This window comes from Bradyrhizobium sp. LB14.3, from assembly GCF_040547985.1.
Classification (GTDB): Bacteria; Pseudomonadota; Alphaproteobacteria; order Rhizobiales; family Xanthobacteraceae; genus Bradyrhizobium.
In genome coordinates, this window is record NZ_JBEPQT010000017.1 from 91,927 (window position 1) to 114,299 (window position 22,373).

Here is a 22,373-nt window from a genome sequence, read left to right on the forward strand (position 1 = left end):
GGCTGTTCCCTCTTCAACGTGTGATCGGGCGAGTTCCAGCAAGGATAGGAGTCGCCACGAAGATATCAACCCGTCCTCCAGCAACGGAAGGGCTGCTCTCGACCTTTAGCACCCAGCCCAACTGGGGGTAGAATTGTCCCTCTGGCGCTTCGGCATACGGTTTCAGTGTTAAATCAGTTTCATTACCTTGATAAGTGAGCTTACAGGTACCGTTACCGGCCGTTGCCGCAATCGGTGCATGCCTTCCACCGACATCCCATGGATCAATGGCGATGCTGGCCCCGTTAGGCTGATCCACACCGGCAATGAACGAGCCGGTATCTTTGTAATATGGAGGCGGCAAATCGTAGCGGCAAGTAGCTTGTAAGAAGCAGATTTTTATAGCGGCCGGCGTGTCGTTTTGTACGTACATCGATGTGGTTCTTTGATACTTGTCCCTATCATCTAATGTGCGAATACCAGGTACTACATCAAAGACTTTTTGTCCGAATGCCGTATTTGCCGTCCATATGGCAAATGTCCCTACGCCTAAGGTCAACAAAAAACCGCGGCGGTGTATTGCGGGCAGGAAGTACTTTTGATCATTCATCTTGATACTCCTGTGTGGCTGACTACCAATTTCGAAGAAGACGGAGCTAATAAGACGAAGCCGCCCCACGAGAAGGTTGGGCGCCCATAGCTTAATGAAAATCCAACGGCGATACAACCTTTACGCGTTGCTCGCACTGATCCCTTGGCCAAGCAGGCGGATTGCCTACGGGCAAGAAGTCAGAAGCCAAAAGTCGGGTTTCTCTCACTCCAAAGAAATGACCTATCAAGAGGATCAAGCTCTGCGGCGCGGCGCAGCCTCCGGCCAGCGCTTCACCTGGAACTCGTGTATGGCCGCCTTCGCATGGCAGCTGTGTCGCTGTCTCGCGATCCCTAAGTAACTTCTACAATTCGATGACGCGCATTTTTGAAAAGCGCTCCTCGCAAAGCCATTCCAGGGTGTTCTAGAGAATTTTCGAAATCTTTTTTGTAGTCGTACCGCATATTTTCTATTTCAAGAACTTGCATAGCCTTGCCCTTAGCGCCTTCTCATCGATCGTCTCGCGCTCCCATACCACGAGCACATCCCAGCCGGAGACGCAGGCTATGGGAAGGCCCAGCTTATTGAGCGGCACGCAGGCGGGTGATCTCTTTCAGGATGGCTCTCTTGGTTAGAGGCACCTTCCAAAAAACGAATGGGAGGACCGCTGAGCGAACCGAGGTCAATTCAGCCGTTGGTCGCTCACGGCGGAGATGTCCCATTGTGACTCCATTGCTGCCACCGCTCAAGGCTGCAGCGGCTCGCTCTATCGCGCAGTGCTTGCGATCGGCGGGTTACCGCGCTATCATGAGGCAATCCAAGCCCCCGCGGCTGCATTTAGGTTACAATATACGGAGGTTTCTAAGTTCAAGCGGGGATCATCTGGAGGGAGAAAAGTATGCCATACAATCCCTACACAGATTGGAAAACTACGAAAGGCAACATAGCCCCCGATTCTCACTGGTCAGGAACAGATGACGCGGCGGCCGCGTATGCTCAGCTCAAGGCTGAAGTTGAACGGAATTATTCCGGTGCCGTCGTTGTTGGCACCTCCACGAGAACTTATAACTGCCATGCATTTGTCCATGCGTCGGCTCATGCTTGGTTCAACGATATTGGCCCTTTCTTGCGAGATGACTATTATCTATTCACTCCGGGCACTCTGCAACTGAACGACGCCGTCGTATACGTAAAAAACGGTCAGATTACGCACAGTGGATTCATTATACAGTTGTCTGGCAACAGCGTCGCCCGAGTAAGATCGAAATGGGGTGCTTATCCCGTTGTTGAACACCCGCCAAACAGCGTGCCAGATATTTATGGTAGTATCGTCTACTACTTACGCAAGAGACCGGAGCATGCTATGGCGATGACCGGCGAGGCGCCCGAAATCTCCAAGCTCATCGATAACGTGCTCAACGAGAACCGTCTCAGAGATTTGTGGCTCGCCAGCACTCCGCAAGTAGCTGAAGAGATCGTCAAAGGCTGGCCAGAATTTTCCGCGCTTCAACTAAACGGTGCCGCCGCGGCCGATTTAATTCGAGATCGATTAAAAGAGGCCTCTGGCGATAAGCTATTCGTTCTGCTTGTTTTGGCGAAGCACTCGACTGAGCATGATCTCAGGTCTCTTGCATTCAACCGGATGGGCGCGGACTTTAGTTTGAGTCCAAAAGAGTAGTGTATCTAAAGAACGTCTTGTTAATCGCTTGTGCACAAAGCAACGTTGGAGAGAGCACGAAGCAACCGTTGGACGGCGCCCTTTAGTCGATAATGTGTGTTGGAGCTGGACGGCGTAACCCTGGCTCGCTTCCTCTACGACTGAGCTTGTCCTCATTCGTTCGGGGACACAATCGTGGCGCCCCTTGATGTCTCTCTTGTTGCCGGGTAGGTCCAGGAACTTGCTTGGCGAAGATAGGTTCGTCGTCACCGGCCCCGCAAGGCCTCTGCTATTACTGAGCAACAAGTCACGCCACTTTCTACTGCGCAACCTGTGTCGACTGCGCCGTAAGCGACGCTGGCCGCCGATAAAATCTCAATGATCGCTTGTCCCACAACCTGCCGTGAGGAATCGGGGAGGTTTATCAACTCGGCGCAATTCAAAATCCTGCAGCAGTCACGCTTACGATGAAGAAGCGTGCCGGATCACGGGCCGTTGACGCGTTATTGCTTCGGAGAACTTCTGGCACTTTCGCAATCGTCTGAATCACGCCGTGATTGGCAGCCGCGCAAAGCGACATGGCGCGCGGCTATCCATGGTCACGGTATTCGAAACAAGTGCCGACTATCGCTTGCACCTCTATTGCATTATCGACCGGCCATACCACTGCCCGTTCGCACAATTTGCGGCGATCGTACGCGAACAATCACCGTGAAGCCTTCAATTGTGATCTGATATCGGTCGCCCGTATTCAAACGCCTGCAGGCCACCGAAATCCCAAAATTCGCTCATCAGGAAAATTCGTGACACACACCTCATCCCAATCCGAACCGCCTCCCTGATTGCCGCCGAGAAGGCGAACGCGATGCCCAACATCCCAGCCCGCGAAAAATCCGACATGACCTTTCCAAGACTGCGGAGATTCGCGCCACAAAATTACGATGCAGCCGGGTCGCGGCTCAACGAGCCGCTGTCCAAAGTTAAGCCAAGACCTAGCCGCTGCGCTATTGGTTCCGCGTATTGCATTCTGCGCGAGTGTCCAATTGACGAACGCTGAGCACCAGCTCGTTTCGTCATCGTTGTCTTCGTATCCTGTTGTTGCCAGATATTCTACAACTCGTGGGTTATAACGAGGGCCGGGATAATCTCGAACACCAAGCTCAGCCATAGCGGTGTCAACCCAGCGAGGATTTCCTCGAGGCGAAAGTATCGCGTCTGCAAGCACTAGATTACGCTCACTGACAGACGAACGTCTCGCTGCTCTCTTGGCCATCGTTACCTCCTGAAAAGTGCTTCTCGGAAAAAATTGCTCAATCGCAGCGTGCAATCAAGTACTCATTCTGAGCTTACTGCAATGAGCTGAATCTCAGTTAGCTAGTGCAGCATCACCGCCTCACCAACTCGCCATCCACTTATTTCGTGTGAGCATCAGCTCACGCAGTTGACGTACTGAACCGCCTGCGACGTCGGCACGCACCGCGCGGGAAGGGCTCGACACGAAAGGTCTTGACCAAACTTCATATTCTCATATAGGTTGCACTATTGCGGCAAGCTATCTATTCGATTTCTATTAGGCTTCGATTTTCATTTTTATGGAGGTCGTAATGCGAGCTGCACGCCTAGCTAAAAGGCGGTGCTAATTTTGAAATCAACTGAGCAGTGCAGCAAGAACGTCTTCCAAATCGAGGCAAGATGATCGCTAAGCTGCGTCCCCCAATAATGACTTGCCTGGAGAAATTCTAACCGAAAGAGGTACGCACTCACAAAGGGATACAGAGCATGTGGCCGTACAAATCGATGCTGCTAGCAGCATTTGTGACCGTCAATGCAATTCCCGCTCACGCAGGCAAGTATATCTGTAGCTTTAGCAAGTCGGGGATTGAGTTTCGTCCGCGCTGCCAGATGGAATCAACAGGTATGCAGATCTGCAGGAAAGTGTTTGCGCCTACATTAGAATCTAGTTGCACCGCCTCCGTTTTTCCCGCGGAGCCCCGAGATCAACTGGCATGCTATTTCTTCAACCCGCAGAAGTTTACTGAAGACGCGTTGAAAAGCGGAACTCAATCTCCCAGAGAAGATCTTTTGAAGATTCTAGCCCAACAACCTGGCTTTATAGTCGGTGGTGTCACCAACACTTCCACAGATGGCAATTTTGTAAATGTCGGATATCTCGAAGCAACTGGCGCGGAATTTCTCGACGTAACGTGCATTCGGCAACCATAGTTGATGTCATCTCCTATGGAGACATGCGTGATTAACAAAGGCAAACATAAACTCGCTCGGTGAGAAGATCGCCCGAGTGGGACGGCAGCCACGCATTGGCGCCTTGCTGTTGTCTGGCATGTTGCAGAAGCGCGGCGTGCCGTCGATAGTGTGCAATCTGCTGGGCTCTTTATTGACTTCACGGCCTTCCAGAATTCGTTCACGGCTGAAAGGTTAAATACTCGAGGTCATAGTACCGTATCAAACAACAATGGACCCAAAGCGATGTGCAGTGGGTACAACACTCTTGTTAGAAGATCAGCAAGACACGCCCCAAGTTGGGCACGCATCATAGTTGCGCCCGTCTTAACGTCCCCCGTTCTTAGTGTGGCTCGCATGCCCAGTCTGGCGTCGATTCCCGGATAAGAAGATGCGGATGCGTTTATTGGTAAGTGCCCGACTGCCTACTGCTTCGGACAAGGCTAGGGGAAACACTCAATATCGCGCAGGCACGTCCGGCGCCGCTACCCCGTAATGAGATCTGCCTTACCGGCAGCATTGCGGACAAATTTTCATACTGTCCGGGTCCAGTTTTGGAGGGCATCAGATATCGGTACACCGGACTTCGCTGCGAACTCCGTCCTAACGGGTATAGCAAGCATGGGAATGCTCCACGGAAAGCAATTCGAATGAACTGAACCGAACGACCGTCAATGCCGAGGATGTACAACATCGCCTCATCCAAAGGGTGACGTGTCGGATTTTGATTCATCAAGAGCACAATAGGACGTTCGAATGAGGGGGTACGATGTCTTACGAATCATACCGAAAATTGAAGATCGAAGGATATTACGATCACCAACTCCAATCTCTCTTAAGCAGCTATAATCCAAACAAACCCACTGTAATTCTGTTGCCCGGCGGCATGGGCTCTCAGTTGGAACGCACGGAGTATCCCGTCGGGAGAGAACCCAATGTGATCAACGATGTTATCTGGGTTGATTGGGGAATTTTCTGGCCAAAGCGCGACGCACGGAATTTGAAAATCGAAGTAGGGAGAAGTGAGGAACGCGACAAAGACTCTCATGTGGTCGCGGCGCATGGACCTCTCAAATTCATAACACAAACACCATACCAAGAACTCGGAGATCATGCTTACAACGAAGGTTGGAACTATTTCGTGTTTGGTTTTGACTGGCGCAGACCACTTTCCGAAAGCGCAACGTATTTCAGGGACTTTATATACAAGTTCCAAAAGGAGATACTTGCGGTGCATCGAAAGGATCCGATCCCAAATCTAACAGTTGTCTGTCACAGCATGGGAGGCCTCGTTTGTACCTATGCATTAGCGGACCGTAGCTTTAGCAACCTGGGTTTCAGGGGAATCGTGACTATTGCAACGCCGTTCTACGGAACATCCACTCAACAGGACCGATATTTTCGCGGTGATGAGGATCTGTTGAATAAGATCTACGGAAAGGCTGACGTAATCGATATAACAGCCTCTCTTCCTGGTCCGTACACCTTGATGTTCCTGCCGAAGGAGACTTACAAACGTGATGGTCGAAGACTCGGGTTAAGTCGCTATCCGGAGTATGATCCCGCAGATAATTCCGACACCGATCCCTATGACCCTAGCATGATGAGCCGATGGCCTCAGCCGGTCAAAGATCACAAGCAATTTCTCAGCCGCGCTCGGACTGAGTTAATTAGAGTAGCCCAGCCGCTTCAATCGAACATTGCCTCAGTGTATTTTAACGTTAGATCATCACTAGACGCGAATACGGCTGTAGAGCTACTTTGGGCCAAGGATCCCGCGACCAAACCCAGTCCGATTGCTGGAATACCCGGCCCAGGGGATGGAACTGTACCAGCTTGGGCGGCTTGGCATGCATACACCCGTCCGGCCAATCGTTGCGAGCTGAAGCAGGCCAAGGATCACGGCCTTTTACTTGAGCATGTCGAAGTTCTCTCAGTGATTGACTCCATCGTGAAAACCCGAAAGCTGCCAACGATCAAAAAGCGTGCGGCTCGTTCGCCTTCGGTAACCAATGCCAAAGCGGTAGATCGCACGATTGATTCATGGGTCAAAAAGTCAAAAAGTAAGCAAGCGCCGCCCAAAGAGTTGTTCGAAAAGCCCCTCCAGCGAGCGATCCTCTCCAGTTTAATCGCTGGAAAAAAGCCGCGAATGGTTCGTCGAAGGCCAAAGGAGCCTTAGTAAGTTTAACTTGGGAGCTTACTCCTCCAGGGGCGAGCAAGATGTCATCGGGAGGCACATACGGGAGGGTTCGACAATGAGCGTAACTTTTCTGAACGTTGTGTTCGAGAACACTACGGGCTTCGATCTACCGCTGACGATTGAAGCGCCGATCGGGGCCGTCGCATACGGACCGAACATCGTGGTGAAAAACACGAATGTCGACATTCCCATAAGGCGCGATAACTGCTTGTCCGTGAGACTGATTGCGGAGGAACGTGATCACGGAGCAACCCAGGACTTCGTATTGGTGCTCCCAGAAAAAGGGCGTGGCAGCTATCTGGAGCGAGTCGAAGCTAAATTCACCGTTGCAGATATCACCGGCCGCGTAACAGCTCGCACCGAAGGTATCGCGGGATGAGGATTCTCCCCAAGTTACCCTGTGCGTCCGACTTATGCTGTGGCGTAGTACAGTTTATGAGAATGCGAATAGCGTCTGAACGTTTTACGATCGAGTGCGCCCCGTCTAAACAACGCGTCGCGACGACGACTAGATGTTGTGGTGGATCTCTCAACCGGGAAGGTGATCCACACGATCCCGATCAGGTCTGGTTCAAACCCATGAACGAACTTCAACTCAGCAGCCGGTAGCCGTCATATCCTCCTATTCGCTGCCGAAGCAGCTTTTGTACAGCCGTTGGACGTTCGCATCTGTCGTGTCGATCGTGACGACAATCTCGCCGAACTCGGTTATGAATTCGGCTTTAACCAGCTTGATGTTCTTGTATCGAGCGACTGGCAGTATCGAGTGAGTGCCGTTGATCGCAGCCCAAGCAAGCGCACCACCATACAGCTTCTCGAATTGTTGCATTGCGGATTCTGTGGCAACCGCCGGCGTTCTGTTCGTCGATACGATAGCGACCCACCTGCACCCTCCATCTGCCCATTTCTTCATGGAACTTCAGATTCGACAGTTTGATTGGTTCGCCCTGCTCGTCTGTGAATAACGCAGCAAAGACTATCTTCTCTGGGGCTTTGCAATCTGCTGTGACGTAAGCAACAGCACCAGTTCGATTACGTTGCTCTGACAGAATAATCGCCTTCGTCTTGCCGGTCATCTCGTCGACCTTCTCGACGTACTTCCATTCAGCGTTTGCGCCTGATGCCAGCAGCGAGCTCGCCAATGCGATTAACAAAAGCTTCTTCATCATGATAACACCTACTCCGATGTTGTCACATCATCCGAGTTGGATGTGGATCAAGACAACGTGGATAACACCTGTGCTCGATTGTAGATTGCATCGAGATGCTGCCCGTCCCCGGGCTCGGAAATACATGAGCTTTCGCCGTCAACGTCTCTTGATGCCGCATATCGTGAAGCGCCACACGACTGCAAAATCTTGCCTCGGCAGATTGGATAGCCCCGCAACCCATGCAAACCGTCTGTCGCTAGCCAAGTCGCCCCTCCATTTTCGGCTTTAAAGCCGTGATAAACCACAGATTGATTGGCTGGGTCCATGGACCTACGCCAGCTTTTTGCGACGAATCTTCGCCGGGTACGGCACAGCCGCCGCATCTCGCAGGAGCAGCTGGCGCATGATGCCGGTATCGATCGGGCTTATGTCAGTCGGGTTGAACGGGCGACCACCTATGTGGGGCTTGAAATCATCGACAAGCTCTCCGCCGTCCTGGGCGTTGAACCTGCCGAATTCTTTCAAAAACCACCCAAGCGCCCGGCAAAGCGAAAGCCCGATTGACCGGACTTCAGTTCTTACCCGCCTTCTTGTCCTTGGCCGCTTTGAAGTTCGACCTCACGGCGTTGGCACAGCCAGCCAGGGCATCATCGAGACCGCCACCGACCGCGATTGTCTTGATCTGGTCAAGCTGCTCGACGAGATCATCGAACGTCGATGCTTTCAACGTGCTCTTGCCCTTCTCCAACTCGAGCGGCTGCTTGCCGTAGCGAAGCTGGAAGAAAATCGCGCCCGTGCCATCGACCCAGAATTGTTCTCTAGAGATGCGCTTTCCATCGCGAAACAGCCCGATCTTCGTGATCTGCTGATCGATGTTGGACGTCAGCTTATTGCGGCGCTGAAGTATCGGCGTATTAGCAGTCGGTTTCTGAACTGAGACGAGTGAGATCGAAGTCTTGGCCATCGTGGGCTCCCATCGGTTGACGATGGAGCTGCCCGTCCTCCCGATTTGACGTTTAGACAACAGCGCAGTGGGTCAAAAATATCGTCCTGGTCTCCGAAGGGCTTAGCGACAGAATTCTAAATATCTCCGTTGGAGCTGACGCAGTTGATCGTCGGTTCGCAATCCCAGTTCATCACGAAACGGAGATACTTAATGCCAGCAACACATGACCTTTGGGGAAACCCAATACCACCTGACCCGCCGCCAGCACCTCGACCCAAACCAAAGAAGCCAAGTCGCTTCGCAAATGACATACCAACCCACGTGATCGTCTGGCTGCTACAAAACGAGCCACAGCATTACGACGATCTGAAGGACCTGCGACTTGCGCTATACAGCCGAAAGACGCACGGCAATTACTCAATAAGTCCTCGTGGTCTCACGTTGGGTGGCGAGGAGAAGTTCGTTCTGACTGGTCCAGTTGGGTCGGTCCTTATTCTTAGCAACAAGTCTCGTCACTTCCTGCTTCGAACGCTGTGTCGATTGCGACGCAAAAAGCGCTGGCCGCCAATCCGATATCAATGACCTACCAACCGTTCGCCTGCCGTGACGATCTGGAGAGGTTTTTAAAGTCCATCAAGTTTCAGAACCCCGCAGCTGTCACGCTAACGATGAAGAAACGTGCCGGCGGACGGTTAGCTGACCCAATAATTGCTTCAGAGAACTTCAGGCACTTCCGCAATAGGCTTAATCATGCCTTACTCGGCAGTCGGGCTAAGCGGTACGGCTCGCGGCTGTTGATGGTGGTGGTACTCGAGATGAGCGCTGATCACCGATTGCACTTTCACTGCATCATCCACCGGCCATACAACTGCCCGTTCTCGCAATTCGAAACGATCATACACGAGCAATGGTGGAAGACCGATTTCGGATATCACCAAGTCGATGTCCAAGATCAGTCCGATGCTGGCTGGACCGATTACATTCTAAAGCAGCGACAGAAGCGTTCGCTGCTCGATTCTATAGATTGGGCAAATTGCCAACTGATTGCTGAGTGAAGTCTCCTCTCAGGCAACCGATCGTTCGTGTTAAGCAGAAAGCGTCTCGGTGTGGGGACGCTTTAATAGCTAACTGCGCTCCAAGAGGTAGCTAACTGCACTCCGAAACCGGCGATAGAAGAGCAACAATCAAAACGCAGAGTGCCGAACGCACAGTCATTGAGTGCGATTAGGTAACAAGGCAAACAAGTTGCGCATTGAACCAATCATGATAGAAGGCCACTCCAGTTAATCGGAGTTGGCATGGCCAAAAAATCAAAGAAGACAGTTAGACGGGAATACACCAAGGAAGACGTGAAAGAGCTACGGGCTCACTCAAAAGCTAAAACCCCTGTAACCAAGATTGCTAAGCTGACGAAGAGGTCCGTAGGCTCATTGCGTCAGAAAGCATTGAAGCTGGGTATCGGATTGGGCCACCAACGATAGTACCAGCCTCTGTAGGTCTGGCCCCTCAGCTCTTGGGTGGTGCAGGCCAGAGATGGAATGACCAGCCAACCTCGCTTGCCACTGACGACCAAGTCCGAATCCCCGTAGGTCACGTCGGCCCGAGCCGCATTGCAACGCTGGAACTAATCAACTCTGATACCGAACCAAACTGGAGGAGATAAATGCGCGTCCGGCTGATGGTTTATACGACGGTTTTCTTGGCCGTAAGCACTGCGAATGCATCGGCATTTTCGATGAGCTTTCGATGGTGCGGTCTCAGCTCTCCGGTGTTCGCGTTGAACGGTGTGCCGAAGGGGACAGCCACACTGCAATTCCACATGGTCGATCTTCAAGTCCCCAGCTACAATCATGGCGGGGGAACGGTGCCGTACAAGGAGCAGTCCACGGTGGCTTGTGGAGCGCTGAACAACTATTCGCCACCAAGTCCGCCGAGCGGCAGCCACTCATATCAAATCACTGTCACCGCATTTGGGCCCAATAATTCAAATCTTGGCTCGGCGACCTTCACAAGGGAATTTCCCGAGAAGAAGTGAGGGGCAGAATTTCTGCTCACTATCACTGGCCCGCCGTCGTTTCGCTCCTTGTCCGCTTCAGATTGTGCATCAAGAGCTAGACGACCTCTTCGAACCCGCGTGAGCGTAGGCCAATGAGCGTCAACGACCGCACGCCGATTGTAAGTTGAGTTTACGCATCAAAGAGCCAAGGCCATCTGTTCGACAGTCTTGTGACTCAGCGACTTTGGTGGAGGTGCCGTTACCGGAGGTTTTTCTCGATGGTTCGGACTTCAACCTTTTCACACTGGCGCTTTTGTCATTAAGATCGTGCCAGTGGCGAGGAAGGAATTCTGGAGCATTGGCCTTAGCTACTTCCTTTGGAGGTGGCTGAGCCGGTAATTGAGGTTCGGAAGGCGGCGTGTAACCAAGGGCAACCTGCTTCACTGTCGGCTGGATGTCCTGGATGCTGGCCAGCGACAGCCGATCAGCCTTATTGCCGACTACAGCAGGATAAACGACCGAAGGTGCTGGCACCGGAGCAGACTTGGACGTGGCGGCGGCAATAGCTCCGACACCACCGACACAAATCAATACGAGTACGATGATCCTGATCACAGCGATGCCCCACACCGAGGCATTGAGCCTAGACGAGATTTGGCCCGGATTAGGGCGACATGATTGTTTGGTTAATGTCTACGACCGGTTCTGTCCTGCCTACGATGCAGGAGCGAATCGCTTCTGGACTCTCTTGAGTACCATCCGAGCCATCTCGAGCCGCTGCTTTGCTTCACGGACTTCCTCCGGGCTGAAGATCTTACCAGCCTCTCCGAACTCAATTACAGCTTGCTCCACAGACAAGTGCAGCAAGCCCGCTCGAGCAAGGACCCGCATGCCAACTGGGAATCGTCCGATATTGCTTGACGTAGGCGCGATCAAACGGCTTGCGGCAGCCACTGCGCCCGCCTTCTTGATAAGCTTGATAAGCCCAGAGAACGAGTGACCCGTCAGTCCGGCAGCAGTTGCGGTTCGCTCAAGCAGCACATGCTCGAACTCTTCCTCATACGTCATCGCGGCAGCCTTCCGATCACTTCGACGAATTGGATGCGAGGGTGACCCGAGCAGATCGTCCGCGCCTCTGCTCCACCATGATCAGACCAGCCGCACTCAGGGCCCGGATAGCGCGCGACTTTCCGTCCTTGTTGATCCCCAATTGGCGAAGAAGCGGTGCCGGCAGGGTCACCGCGGCAGATCGCGAAATGTCGCACCGATGGCGAACGGCCAAATAAAGCGCAAGCGCCTGGCCAGGGAGCCGTGAGGCCGCGGAAAGGTCGTCCATAGGGATTGGGCCCTTCAGAAATCGAGCTTGCATACAGCGCTCTCTCTGGCGGCTGATCTCGGTTTGAACCTCAACCTCGTGGATCATTGATGAAGGCATTAGTAGACTCAGATTAGAGGAGACGGGGTCGCTCTTCTGCGAAGCTGGTTTCGCTTCTATGCGACGGACGGGAGTGCGTAGACTGCATCGGGTCGATCAATCAGCCGAACCACTCGATTCCACATATCGGCGCCGCGCTCATCCATGTACCGGTGCGGATATCGGACGACCTTCGCATCAGTACGAATGTTGATACCCCCTGTTACGACGCGTCCAGCCATAGCCATCAGTTGACGCATCCGTTCGACGTCGTGATCGAGCTGCTCGATCGGCGCTGCAATCAGGAATGCGTCATGGACAGGGGCGCAAACCGCGATTCCAGCCTCTGTAGCGCCTATAGCGGCAGCCCGCATCATCTCGGCCCCATTCGCTTGCATCGGGAAGTTCATCAGCGAAGTCGGGCGATCGAGAGAGCCAATCGTGCGACGCCATCCGAAAAGCGACGTCATCTCATTGCTGAGCAGTGCGGACGTGACAATGTCTTCGCTCCAGCGCCAATAGCGAGGGTACGCAATGCGGTGGCGTTGAATAAGCTCAGTTGCCTGGACAGGAGCAATGCCCGCCTGGTAGGCCATTCTTTCCGCTCCGAGCCCATAGTTGAGCCCAAGCACGACGGTCTTGCAGACGTCGCGAACTCGAGCGTGAGATTCACGGGTGGCCCCAGCCGGCACAAGCCCTGCCTGTTGGCCGAATGCGAGATAGGGGTCGCCGCTCTCGTAGGCGTTAATTAAACCGACGTCACCAGACAACCCCGCCGCAATGCCGATCTCTTGGGAAGAAAAGTCGACATAGGCCAACCCCCAACCTTCCGACGGTCGGATAATGCCCCGTTGCCATGCGGCGAGCCCAAACGCGAAGCGTTTGGCCGAAGGCTGATTGCGACCGGTCTTGGAGGCAAACGGAGCCAAGAGAGTACGATTGCGGCCGTCTGGACCGACCGGAAGGTCGGGCAAGTGCATGCTGGTCAGAGCCTGCCTGAGCTCGCGCAGCTGCTTCAGTACAGGCCAGACCAACGCCTGCTCCTTGAAGGTTTCGTCGTCGAGTCTCAGAAAGCCAGCATCGGTGCGCGGCCAGGGGATACCGTGAACGCGCAGCCACTCATCGAACCGACCGCGCTTAAACCTTAGGCCATCATAAACGCCGTAGTCAGCATCGACGGTCTTGACCAGCTCCACGCGAGCGCGTCGCCAACCTTCGACAAAACTCTGGCGGAGTTCAGTATCGATCGGGATACCAGTGCGCTCCATTTTTGCTATCGCCGCCATGTATCGGCCCCGAAGCAGGGCACGAGGCAGGTCCAAGGTCGGTGACACGGCATTGAGCAGGCTTGCGAGGGCATCCACATCCGACTCGCAATAGGCAAGGATCTCGGCCTGCTCAACTTCCGACCATGACGATTGGTATAGAACTTTGTCTCGCATTGCGTCTTTCGCGGCGACGTCGATGCGCGCTAGACCTCGCCAGGCAAGGGCGCCCAGCAGACCGTTTCCCGCCGGCAGCTGCAGACCGTTAGTCTGGACACGATGCTCGGCAAACAGGTCAATTACGGAAGAAGGCAGTCGCCAACCAAGTTCGAGCATGCAGCCCAACTCGGCGGAGGCGTAGAAAGCTACCATGGCGTCTCTCGGACCAACCGGGAACGGGCACCCGCGGAGATTTGCAATCTCGTCACGCCAATACCGCCGCACTTCGCCGGAGCGGTAATCCCGGACAACCATGCACACCACGTCGGGACGGCTGCCGTTCAGCGCACGAAATTCAAAATCGACCAGCGACACGCGAGCGAACGCGTCCAGCTGCCCAGCCAAGATGGACATGATGGTATCACTAATTTATCGAGTAGGGAGAGGACGGCGGGTTTGGCCGCCGCCCTTTAGTGTTCTAGATCCGGCCGAGGATCTTGTTGAACATCGGGTGGTCCTGGCTCGAGATCACACGGTCCTTAAACGCAAGGTCCAGAAGCTCATTGAACGGCTCCGCCGGCCACTTGGGTTCCCCAAGCTGCCCCTCTGCCTCATAGATTCTGTATCCTGACAAAGCCATGTCGGCCTGCATGCGGATCCATTTGGTTTTTGCCAAGTGGGCCGCCGTCATAGCCGTGGTCTGCCAACCGCCTTGCGCGGTGGCATCGCTCGCGAGCTTGAGCGGGAAGACGCCAACCATCTTTTGCTTCGTGATGAACGGAACCAGCGTTGCGACCGAAACGTCGGTCACGGCACGCAGGAGCGGGAGCATCTTAGGCGCAACGAAATAATGCTCCCGCGTTTCGCGGTCCTCGTAGAGCACTGCCGTAAAGCAGTTCTCATCGCCGGGGCGAACGCGAAAATATTCGTGCTTTTGTGGCTTCCGGACCGGAATGCGCGAGAGGATCTCGTTCGCGCCCTGAATCCCCGCCTCCTCTTGGGAGAGCTTCAGCAGTTCAAGATCGTCGAAGAAACCAGCCGCTCCAGAGCTAAGCTTAGGCTGTTCGATCGTGGCGGCGGTTTCCGTCGGTTTGTCGAGCGTAGACATTTACCGTCCTCCCGTCAGATACGGAGGACGACGGTCTCCGCGAGAGGTGACCGGAGAGTTCTTCACCATCGCAGCCACAAGCGTTTCCGGCCTGTGCCTATCGATGTATAACGCCCTCGATTGGCCGTGCATTTGTTTGCGGACAATCTGCAGGAGTTCGCCGCCAGGCGGCTTCCTCGCTGACGAGAATCTAAGCTTGCTGATGCGCCCGACGAGGTTCACCCGATCCGGGCCACTGGCGATCTTGGTTCTTGCCTTTGCAGGTAGTTGGACGTTCTTCGACATGTATCTCTCTCCTTGCTCAAAATGGGCAACGTGAGTGTCATGCCGCTGCTTTGAAGGATCGAGTAGCACTCGGAAAAAACTGGCGAAATGCAGCCGACCCAATGGGTTGCCGCTGAAATTTTGAGGGTTCGAATGGCAGATAAGCCCTACAAAAAACGGATCGATAGCAGGTTAAAGGACTGGATCGGGTGCGAGGTCAGAGGTGAAGAGCTTATGGCCGAAGCATTTCATGACCTGAATGGGCCCATAGCCGAACTGTTCGACCAGTCCGATCTCGACCCGCGCTATCAAATCAGCTGGTACTTGCTCCTGGGGATGTTTGCCGAAATTCACTACGAAAAAAAACCTCATCCCAAAACTTGGGACACTTTCGCATACCTAGATCTGCTGAAAGCAGCATACGAGCAAAAACTGCTCAGTCCGGGCGACGATCTCCATGGCATATGCATGAAGCTGATCGCCAAAAAGCACCCCATCGTGGACTTGGTTAATGGTGTTAAACCTGAAAAGGTCAAAAATGCTCTTTTGAGGCAGATGTATTTCGCAATGAACTGGGCTCACTCCAGGTTGCAGCAAGAGCCCACTTTGCTCAAGGACCCCGAAGGCGAGGCCGAAATACGCAAATGGCTGTTGGCCCTCAAGGGCCCCGGGTCTGCTCCTCGAACCAAGATGAGCAAACCTTAGGCTGCATTAGGATCGCCAACAAAAGACATCACTTGAAGATCAGGTGGCCATTCGAAATCAAAAGGACATCACATGAGCAGATGATGCCCGCCGGCGGCCGCGATCTCCAGCGCCCGCTTGGCGCTCTCCTGGCCCTTGATGTCGCGCAGGTCGAGCAGCGAGGCGGCTGCTTCGTGCACCTTCGGCACCGGCCGCGACAGCACCTGCGTCCCTTTGAAGTGGTTGGCGATCTGAATGAGTGAACTTGCGGCGATGATCTGGATGTCCGGGCTCGCCCACGCCGCTTCGGAGCCGCAAGCCGCCGGACAGATCAGTCCCTCCTCGCGCACATTGGCGCCGATCGCGGCGGGAAGAACACCGGCCACCGGTGCGATCGATCCGTCGAGGCCGAGCTCGCCCAGAACGGTGAAGCCGGTCAGCGCATCCGGGGGAATTGCGCCGATCGCCCCCATCAGACCGAGCGCGATCGGCAGGTCGTAATGGCTGCCCTCCTTGGGCAGATCGGCGGGCGCGAGATTGACGGTGATCCGCCGCGCCGGCAGCGCCAGGCCCGAGGCGATCAGCGCCGAGCGGACCCGCTCGCGGGCCTCCGACACCGCCTTGTCCGGGAGACCTACGATCGCGAAGGCCGGCAGACCCGGCGCGACCTGCACCTGCACGTCGACCGCGCGGGCCTCGATCCCCTCAAAGGCGACGGTAGAAACCCGCTGAACCATGCCCGAACCAGCCTGCCCTCTTGCACAATTAGGGGTAGCAGAGCGGGGCGGGTCTTGCAAGAACAATACGGGAACAGCTTGAGGGGAGCTCGAAGGCCCTAACCAATTGTAAACACGACCAGGACACTACGCCTCGAATGCGCGCGGCTCTCCTCAGCACATTCCAACGAATGTCCGCTACTCCTGAGGCTGCGGGATGGGCCGTGGTCTAACGGGTGAACAATTCAAATGCTTGCAAATCGCCGGAGAAGCGAACGTCGGGGTTGCACTCGGCTCGCCAAGATTCACTTTGGCTCGGGCTCGCTGCCGAGGGATTGCACGATCACGGATATTTCGGATGGCGGCGTGAAAGTGGTGGCCGAGTTTCTGGAGGTGCCGCCGCAATTCACCATCATCTTCGCGCCCGACTATTCCCGCCAGTGCCGCCTGCGCTGGCGCATCGGGTGCGAGTTCGGCGCTGAATTCACGGACTAGGCGAGCATGATCCGGAAAAGTGTGAAGCGGTTTTCCGAAAAGATCATGCTCAAACAATAGAAGGAAGCGCGCTTCCTTAACGGGACTTTAGCGTTAATCGGTAAGCATCTCTGATCAGTCGCCGAGTGATCAGAGTATGTCCAAGCGTTTGTCCGTTGCCTCTCCCCCGGCGAGATTTCTGTTTTCCGCGCTTCTGATCCTGGCCCTCGGCGGCTGTCAGACCACGGGCATCGAGGACATCACCGGCGCCCTCGGCGGAAAGTCGGAGATGGCCGGCAGGCTCGACGCCAAGCCGGACGCGAAGCCGGACATGGACGCGCTGCGTGAGCGCTATCGCGCCAAGCCTGGCGATCCCAACGTCGCACTCGAATATGGCAAGGCGCTGCGCCAGACCGGCCAGCGCGCGCAGGCGCTTGCGGTGCTGGAGCAGGCCGTACTCGCGCATTCCACCAACAAGGCGGTGCTCGCCGGCTATGGCCGCGCGCTCGCCGACAGCGGCAATTTCCAGCAGGCGTTCGACGTCCTCGGTCGCGCGCATTCGCCTGAAGATCCAGACTGGCGCATCCTGTCGGCGCAGGGCGCCGCGCTCGATCAGCTCGGCCGCAGCGAGGAGGCGCAGCAATATTACGCCACCGCCTTGAAGATCGTGCCCGAAGAGCCGTCGGTGCTGTCCAATCTCGGACTGTCCTACATGCTCCAGAACAACCTTCCGCGGGCCGAGGAAACACTGCGCCGCGCGAATTCGCGCAACCCCGCCGATTCCCGCGTGCGCGCCAACCTCGCGCTGGTGGTGGGGCTGGAAGGAAAGCAGGCCGAAGCCGAAACCATCGTGAAGGCCGATCTGCCGCCGGATCAGGCGGCGGAAAAGGTCACGGGGCTGCGGCAGTTGCTGGCGAAGAAGCAGCAGCGGGCGGACAAGTAACCCGCCGACTGCCTGGTCTTGCCGCGTTTGCTTGACGCGAACCGGTATCCACTTCGCGCGAAAGCGCGCTTGCGCTTACGACGCCTTGCGATGCGGGGCCGACCCGCGCCCCGACCTGCCCTTCAGCTTCTTCAGGAGCGGTCCGAGCAGCGAGCGCTTCGGCTTCTTCACCTCGCCGCGCCCGGCGAGGCGGTTCGCCATGTTCTGGAACAGCTCGGTGGTGCGGTGGCTTTTGGAGACCTCCGCAATCATCTGGCCGTTGTTGGCCGCGGTGGAGAACAGCTTCGAATCGAACGGGATCACCGCGATCGGCTGGCTCTCCATGGTCTTGGCGAATGCCTTGACCTCGATCTCCGCCCGCTTCGGCATGCCGACCTGGTTGATGCAGTAGAGCGGCGGCCGGTCGTTCGGCCGCGCCGCCTTCAACACGTTCAGCATGTTCTTGGTGTTGCGCAGGTTCGCAAGATCGGGCTCGGCCACGATCACGATGTCGTCCGCGTTGACCAGCGCACGCCGCGTCCAGCCCGACCATTGATGGGGAACGTCGAGCACGATGCAGGGCGTGGTCATGCGCAGCGTGTCGAACACCGCGTCGAAGGCCTCCGCGCCGAAATCGTAGACGCGGTCGAGCGTTACGGGCGCGGCGAGCAGGCTGAGCCGCTCGGTGCATTTGGCGAGCAGGCGCTCCATCAGCGCCGTGTCCGGCCGGTCCTGCGACAGCACCGCATTGGCGATGCCCTGCATCGGGTCCTGGTTGTAGTCGAGACCCGCGGTGCCGAAGGCAAGGTCGAGATCGATCACGACGGAGTCAAGCGCGAGGTCGCGGGCGATGGTCCAGGCCACATTGTGCGCGACGGTGGAGGCGCCGACGCCACCCTTGGCGCCGACCACCGCGATGACGCGGCCGGTGATGATGGTTTCGGACGCCGAGAACAGGCTGCAGATCGAGCGGACGACGTCGAGCGTTTCGACCGGTCCCACCACATAATCGTTGACGCCGCGGCGCACCAGCTCGCGATAGGGCGCGGTGTCGTTGGGATTGCCGATCACGACCACACGGGTGCCGGGATCGCAGACGCCGGCGAGGTCGTCGAGCCCTTCGAGGATGTCACGCGTGCCGTCGGATTCGATCACAATGACGTTCGGCGTTGGCATCGTTTCATAGACTTCGATGGCCGCGGCGAGGCCACCGTCCTTGGCGGTGAGATGTGCCTTGGCAAGACGGCGATCCTGCCCGGCCGCGGTCATCGCGGCGAGCGTCTGCGCGGTCTCGCAAAAGGCCTGCACGGAGATGCGAGGAACCGGCGCAATGTGTTCCTCGGGATGCTGCGGATCGTCCGCTTCTTCGTCGTGGACGCTTGTCATCTGCCTGTGTCGCTGAGTTTGGCCTTGTCGGCCTCTGGATTGGCGGTCGCGATCGGCGTGCCCTTGCGATAGCGCTCGAAGGCGATGTCGCGCCGTGCGGTATAGACCGGCGTCTCGGACCGCGGCTGCTCGAGGTCGGCCGGATTGTCGATCATCGCCGCGAGATTGCGCTGGGTGGCGCAGCCCAGATTGAAGTAGGGCCGGTTCTCGTTGTAGCCGGGATCGAGGATGCTGGGGCCGACGTCTTCGGGCCACAGCCCGCAGGGGCCGGCGACCGCGGCGATCCGGGAATAGCTCAGGCGGATGGTGGGCAGCAGTCCGGGATCCTCGGGCCGATAAGGATGCTGGACGATCGCGCGCGAGGGTACGCCGCCGGATGCGAGCACGGAACGGATTTCGTGATAGGTCGCTGCCGCCGCGCGCGAATTCGCGGCGTCGACGGGGACGTCGACGACAACCGAGCCCGTGCCTTCGCGGCCCCAGTCACGGGCAACGCCAGCGACGTCCGAGCGCTGTGCGGCCGAGAGGCCGCCGCGAGCCTTGCCGACGAAGATCACGATCGACTTCTTGGCTTCCTGCACCACGATCGGGTGACGCTGGCGATAGTCGGTCGGCACCGTCTGGGTGACGGTCTCGCCGGTGGTGTTGCAGGCGCCCAGCATGACGGAGAGTCCCGTCAGCGCCAGCGCGACGCTCAACTTGCGACGTCGATCGGCCATGGTTTTCGTCATCGCTTCATCCCCTCTTGCCCATCCCTCGCCTCGTTCCCCAAGCCGTCCGTTCGTCATCAGTCGATGATGAAACCGAAATCGTCGGGCGTGCCCGCGATCGGATCGACGCGGCGCGCGATGCCATAGAGACGGTTCATGCGGCCGAGCAGCGCCGTCTGGGCGTCAGACGCCGGCGCGAAGCCGTCGTCGGGCCGCGACAATTCCTTCTGGGCCACCGCGCGCACCACATAGGGCGTCACGATCACCATCAGCTCGGTTTCGTTGTTGACGAAGTCCTGGCTGCGGAACAGCGCGCCGAGGATCGGCACCTGGTCGACGCCGGGCAGGCCGTTGATCGCCTGTTTGGTCTGCTGCTGGATCAGGCCGGCCATCGCCATTGAGCCGCCCGAGGGAATTTCCAGCGTCGTTTCGGCGCGGCGGGTCTGGATCGAGGGGATGGTGATCGAGTTGGTCGAGGACGAGGACAGCGCCTGGGTGACCGTGATGGCGCTCTGGCTCGACAGCTCGGACACCTCAGTCATCACGCGCAGGCTGATTCGGCCCTCGCTGAGCACGACCGGGGTGAAGTTCAGGGAGATGCCGAACTTCTTGTAGGTGATCTGGGTGGTACAGACGTGGGTGACCGGATCGCAGGCATAGCCTGACGGAATCGGGAATTCGCCGCCGGCGATGAAGGTGGCGGATTCGCCGGAGATCGCGGTCAGGCTCGGTTCGGCGAGCGTACGCATGACACCGGCGCTTTCCATCGCGCGCATCGTGGCGCTGACGGTCGCGACGCCCTTGGTGAGGCCGGCTACGCCTAATCCGTTGTTGCTGACGATCGGTCCGCCGCTGACCGAGAACGGGTTGGAATTGTTGAAGTTGACGACCGCGGTGCCGGCGTTCAGGCTGGCGCTGAGATCGACGCCCAGCTGCTTGACGATATCGCGGCGCACTTCGCCGACGACGACCTTGAGCATCACCTGGTCGCGGCCGCGCACGACGATGTTGTTGACGACCTTCTCGGAGTTGCCGACCAGCTTCGCGGCGACGTCGCCGGCCTGCTGGGCCTCGACCGGGCTCGACACCGAGCCGGTCAGCATCACGCTGTCGCCGACGCCTTCGATCTGCACACCCGGCAGCGACTGACGCAGCGCCGCACGCATGCCGTTGAGGTCGCGCTTCACCGCGATGTCATAGGCGGCGACCTGCTGGCCGTCGGCGCCAAAGAACACGACGTTGGTCTGGCCGACCTGTGCGCCGATGATGTAGGCGCGTTGGGCCGAGCGGATCACCGCATTGGCGATCTTGGGGTCGGCCACCAGCACGTCCTTGACCTCGCGCGGCAGGTCGATGACGGCGGATTTGCCGACGCCGAGCGACAGGAAGCGCGTCCTCGCCGGCGCGATCGTCGCGACCGACGCCACATCGAGATCCGGTGCCTGCATCGGCGCCTGGTCGCCGACCGGCGCATCTGCGGCGCTGACGATATCGGGGGCTGCGAAGAGCCCCAGGATCAGCATCGTCCCCGTCCAGAACGAGCGCGCGCGATTCCCCCGAATCCGCATGCCGGTCCGATCATCCCCGTAGTTCATCATGTCCCCATCACTTCTGTGACGTCAGTTGCCGCGCCTGCACGCCGTAGCGAATGACGTTGATCCCGCCGGGACGCTTGATCGCCTGGTCCTCGGGCGTGCCGTCGACCGAGTTGGCATCGACGATGCTGCGCAGCGCGAGCGACAGCGTGCCGCTCTGACGCGCGGCCGATAGCGTGGCGACCTGGTCGGGCCTGAGCTCGAGCGTGACGGTCTTGCCGACGACGGCGTTCTGGCCGTCCTTTTCCTTCGGCGCCTGGTCGATCGCGAGCACGCGGATATTGTTCAGGATGACCTCGGACAGGACGAGGTCGTTACCGCCGGTCGGGCCGTTGCTGTTGTTCGCGCCGTCGGGATTCTTCAGGCGACGGGTCAGCACGACGTCGACGCGGTCATTCGGCAGGATGAAGCCGCCGGCGCCGGTCTCGGCTGAGAGTTCGGTGGAGACGGCGCGCATGCCCGACGGCAGGATCGCGGCCATGAAGCCGGAGCCTTCGGCCTTGACCAGCTTCTGCTCGCGGATCGGCTCGCCTTGCATCAACGGCACGCGCGCGATCCAACCTGCGATCTGGGTCTGCGCCTCGGGCCTGTTGTCGCGGCGGATGAAGGCGCTGCTCGCGGTCGCCGCCGGCCAGACCTGCCATTGCAGGTCATCGGGCTTCACGGCCTGGCCGAGTTGGATGTCGTTCTTGGCGACCAGCACCTCGACCGTCGGTAGCTTCTCGGCGACGGGGAGAGCGGGCGCGGGCCTGTTCTCATAGCCGCTCGCCAGATACGCAGCGACGCCGCCGGCGCCCAGCGCGATGACGAGAACGACAATGCGTGCGGTGTTCATACGCCTCTACTCTTACGCGGGGCACTCGAACCGCACCTGGCGGGTTCCCCGACGTCGATGAGTAGGCAGTAAAAGTATAAGG

General features: G+C 57.3%; 22 protein-coding genes and 1 pseudogene. 10 read left to right on the forward strand and 13 right to left on the reverse strand.

Annotated elements, in window-relative coordinates:
- Positions 1-13: 13 nt before the first annotated feature.
- On the reverse strand, positions 14-589 hold the full coding sequence (locus ABIB00_RS26715; protein ID WP_354106421.1) for a hypothetical protein: 576 nt from the start codon (positions 587-589) through the stop codon (positions 14-16).
- 877 nt (positions 590-1,466) lie between these two features.
- Here ABIB00_RS26715 and ABIB00_RS26720 point away from each other — a divergent pair.
- Complete coding sequence (locus tag ABIB00_RS26720) at positions 1,467-2,246, forward strand: DUF7689 domain-containing protein (RefSeq protein ID WP_354106422.1); 780 nt, start codon at positions 1,467-1,469, stop codon at positions 2,244-2,246.
- A gap of 730 nt (positions 2,247-2,976) precedes the next feature.
- On the opposite strand, the gene ABIB00_RS26725 is transcribed toward ABIB00_RS26720, so the two are convergent.
- Positions 2,977-3,498 carry a TIGR02594 family protein gene (locus tag ABIB00_RS26725; protein ID WP_354106423.1) on the reverse strand — a complete coding sequence of 174 codons (522 nt, stop codon included), beginning with the start codon at positions 3,496-3,498 and terminating at the stop codon, positions 2,977-2,979.
- A 506-nt stretch (positions 3,499-4,004) separates the two neighbouring features.
- Here ABIB00_RS26725 and ABIB00_RS26730 point away from each other — a divergent pair.
- From ABIB00_RS26730 to ABIB00_RS26740, 3 genes are all read left to right on the forward strand, one after another.
- Positions 4,005-4,448 (forward strand): hypothetical protein, encoded by a 444-nt coding sequence (locus tag ABIB00_RS26730; RefSeq protein WP_354106424.1) that lies wholly within the window; start codon positions 4,005-4,007, stop codon positions 4,446-4,448.
- Positions 4,449-5,235: 787 nt separating this feature from the next.
- Positions 5,236-6,645, forward strand: coding sequence for an esterase/lipase family protein (locus tag ABIB00_RS26735; protein WP_354106425.1), 1,410 nt, complete (start codon positions 5,236-5,238; stop codon positions 6,643-6,645).
- Positions 6,646-6,721: 76 nt separating this feature from the next.
- Positions 6,722-7,045 carry a hypothetical protein gene (locus ABIB00_RS26740; protein ID WP_354106426.1) on the forward strand — a complete coding sequence of 108 codons (324 nt, stop codon included), beginning with the start codon at positions 6,722-6,724 and terminating at the stop codon, positions 7,043-7,045.
- 343 nt (positions 7,046-7,388) lie between these two features.
- On the opposite strand, the gene ABIB00_RS26745 is transcribed toward ABIB00_RS26740, so the two are convergent.
- Positions 7,389-7,835 carry a hypothetical protein gene (locus tag ABIB00_RS26745; protein ID WP_354106427.1) on the reverse strand — a complete coding sequence of 149 codons (447 nt, stop codon included), beginning with the start codon at positions 7,833-7,835 and terminating at the stop codon, positions 7,389-7,391.
- Positions 7,836-8,141: 306 nt separating this feature from the next.
- Here ABIB00_RS26745 and ABIB00_RS26750 point away from each other — a divergent pair, with 306 nt between their 5' ends.
- Entirely contained in the window at positions 8,142-8,381 is a 240-nt protein-coding gene (locus ABIB00_RS26750) for a helix-turn-helix domain-containing protein (protein WP_354106428.1), read from the forward strand.
- Between the two features lie 7 nt (positions 8,382-8,388).
- Here the strand turns inward: ABIB00_RS26750 and ABIB00_RS26755 are convergent, their stop codons facing one another.
- Entirely contained in the window at positions 8,389-8,781 is a 393-nt protein-coding gene (locus tag ABIB00_RS26755; RefSeq protein WP_354106429.1) for a hypothetical protein, read from the reverse strand.
- Between the two features lie 515 nt (positions 8,782-9,296).
- On the opposite strand from ABIB00_RS26755, the gene ABIB00_RS26760 reads away from it, so the two are divergent.
- Complete coding sequence (locus ABIB00_RS26760; protein WP_354106430.1) at positions 9,297-9,818, forward strand: rolling circle replication-associated protein; 522 nt, start codon at positions 9,297-9,299, stop codon at positions 9,816-9,818.
- A gap of 608 nt (positions 9,819-10,426) precedes the next feature.
- Positions 10,427-10,798, forward strand: a complete 372-nt coding sequence (locus tag ABIB00_RS26765) for a hypothetical protein (RefSeq protein WP_354106431.1) — start codon at positions 10,427-10,429, stop codon at positions 10,796-10,798.
- Between the two features lie 120 nt (positions 10,799-10,918).
- Here ABIB00_RS26765 and ABIB00_RS26770 read toward each other — a convergent pair whose 3' ends face one another.
- From ABIB00_RS26770 to ABIB00_RS26785, 4 genes are all read right to left on the reverse strand, one after another.
- Positions 10,919-11,374: a hypothetical protein gene (locus tag ABIB00_RS26770; RefSeq protein WP_354106432.1), complete on the reverse strand. Its 456-nt coding sequence runs from the start codon at positions 11,372-11,374 to the stop codon at positions 10,919-10,921.
- Positions 11,375-11,473: 99 nt separating this feature from the next.
- Entirely contained in the window at positions 11,474-11,827 is a 354-nt protein-coding gene (locus ABIB00_RS26775) for a hypothetical protein (RefSeq protein ID WP_354106433.1), read from the reverse strand.
- A 423-nt stretch (positions 11,828-12,250) separates the two neighbouring features.
- Entirely contained in the window at positions 12,251-14,011 is a 1,761-nt protein-coding gene (locus tag ABIB00_RS26780) for a DNA polymerase (protein ID WP_354106434.1), read from the reverse strand.
- 64 nt (positions 14,012-14,075) lie between these two features.
- Positions 14,076-14,705 carry a hypothetical protein gene (locus tag ABIB00_RS26785; RefSeq protein ID WP_354106435.1) on the reverse strand — a complete coding sequence of 210 codons (630 nt, stop codon included), beginning with the start codon at positions 14,703-14,705 and terminating at the stop codon, positions 14,076-14,078.
- 417 nt (positions 14,706-15,122) lie between these two features.
- Here ABIB00_RS26785 and ABIB00_RS26790 point away from each other — a divergent pair, with 417 nt between their 5' ends.
- Positions 15,123-15,674, forward strand: a complete 552-nt coding sequence (locus tag ABIB00_RS26790; protein ID WP_354106436.1) for a hypothetical protein — start codon at positions 15,123-15,125, stop codon at positions 15,672-15,674.
- Between the two features lie 71 nt (positions 15,675-15,745).
- Here ABIB00_RS26790 and ABIB00_RS26795 read toward each other — a convergent pair.
- Positions 15,746-16,390 (reverse strand): annotated as a pseudogene (locus ABIB00_RS26795) (magnesium chelatase domain-containing protein); the annotation flags it as partial.
- Positions 16,391-16,618: 228 nt separating this feature from the next.
- Between ABIB00_RS26795 and ABIB00_RS26800 the strand changes: the two are divergent.
- Positions 16,619-16,864 (forward strand): PilZ domain-containing protein, encoded by a 246-nt coding sequence (locus ABIB00_RS26800; RefSeq protein WP_247352615.1) that lies wholly within the window; start codon positions 16,619-16,621, stop codon positions 16,862-16,864.
- Positions 16,865-17,000: 136 nt separating this feature from the next.
- Positions 17,001-17,786 (forward strand): tetratricopeptide repeat protein, encoded by a 786-nt coding sequence (locus ABIB00_RS26805; RefSeq protein WP_354106437.1) that lies wholly within the window; start codon positions 17,001-17,003, stop codon positions 17,784-17,786.
- A 75-nt stretch (positions 17,787-17,861) separates the two neighbouring features.
- Here ABIB00_RS26805 and ABIB00_RS26810 read toward each other — a convergent pair whose 3' ends face one another.
- The 4 genes from ABIB00_RS26810 to cpaB are packed head-to-tail and all read right to left on the reverse strand — an operon-like array spanning position 17,862 to position 22,291.
- The gene (locus ABIB00_RS26810) at positions 17,862-19,151 is read right to left on the reverse strand and encodes a CpaE/TadZ family protein (RefSeq protein WP_247352619.1); all 1,290 of its coding nucleotides are present in this window, start codon (positions 19,149-19,151) and stop codon (positions 17,862-17,864) included.
- Positions 19,148-19,882 carry a CpaD family pilus assembly protein gene (locus ABIB00_RS26815; RefSeq protein ID WP_354106438.1) on the reverse strand — a complete coding sequence of 245 codons (735 nt, stop codon included), beginning with the start codon at positions 19,880-19,882 and terminating at the stop codon, positions 19,148-19,150. The genes ABIB00_RS26810 and ABIB00_RS26815 overlap by 4 nt, the downstream gene beginning before the upstream one ends.
- A 56-nt stretch (positions 19,883-19,938) precedes the next feature.
- Positions 19,939-21,456, reverse strand: a complete 1,518-nt coding sequence (locus ABIB00_RS26820; RefSeq protein WP_354048538.1) for a type II and III secretion system protein family protein — start codon at positions 21,454-21,456, stop codon at positions 19,939-19,941.
- Between the two features lie 10 nt (positions 21,457-21,466).
- The gene (cpaB, locus tag ABIB00_RS26825) at positions 21,467-22,291 is read right to left on the reverse strand and encodes a Flp pilus assembly protein CpaB (RefSeq protein WP_354106439.1); all 825 of its coding nucleotides are present in this window, start codon (positions 22,289-22,291) and stop codon (positions 21,467-21,469) included.
- Positions 22,292-22,373 lie beyond the last annotated feature (82 nt).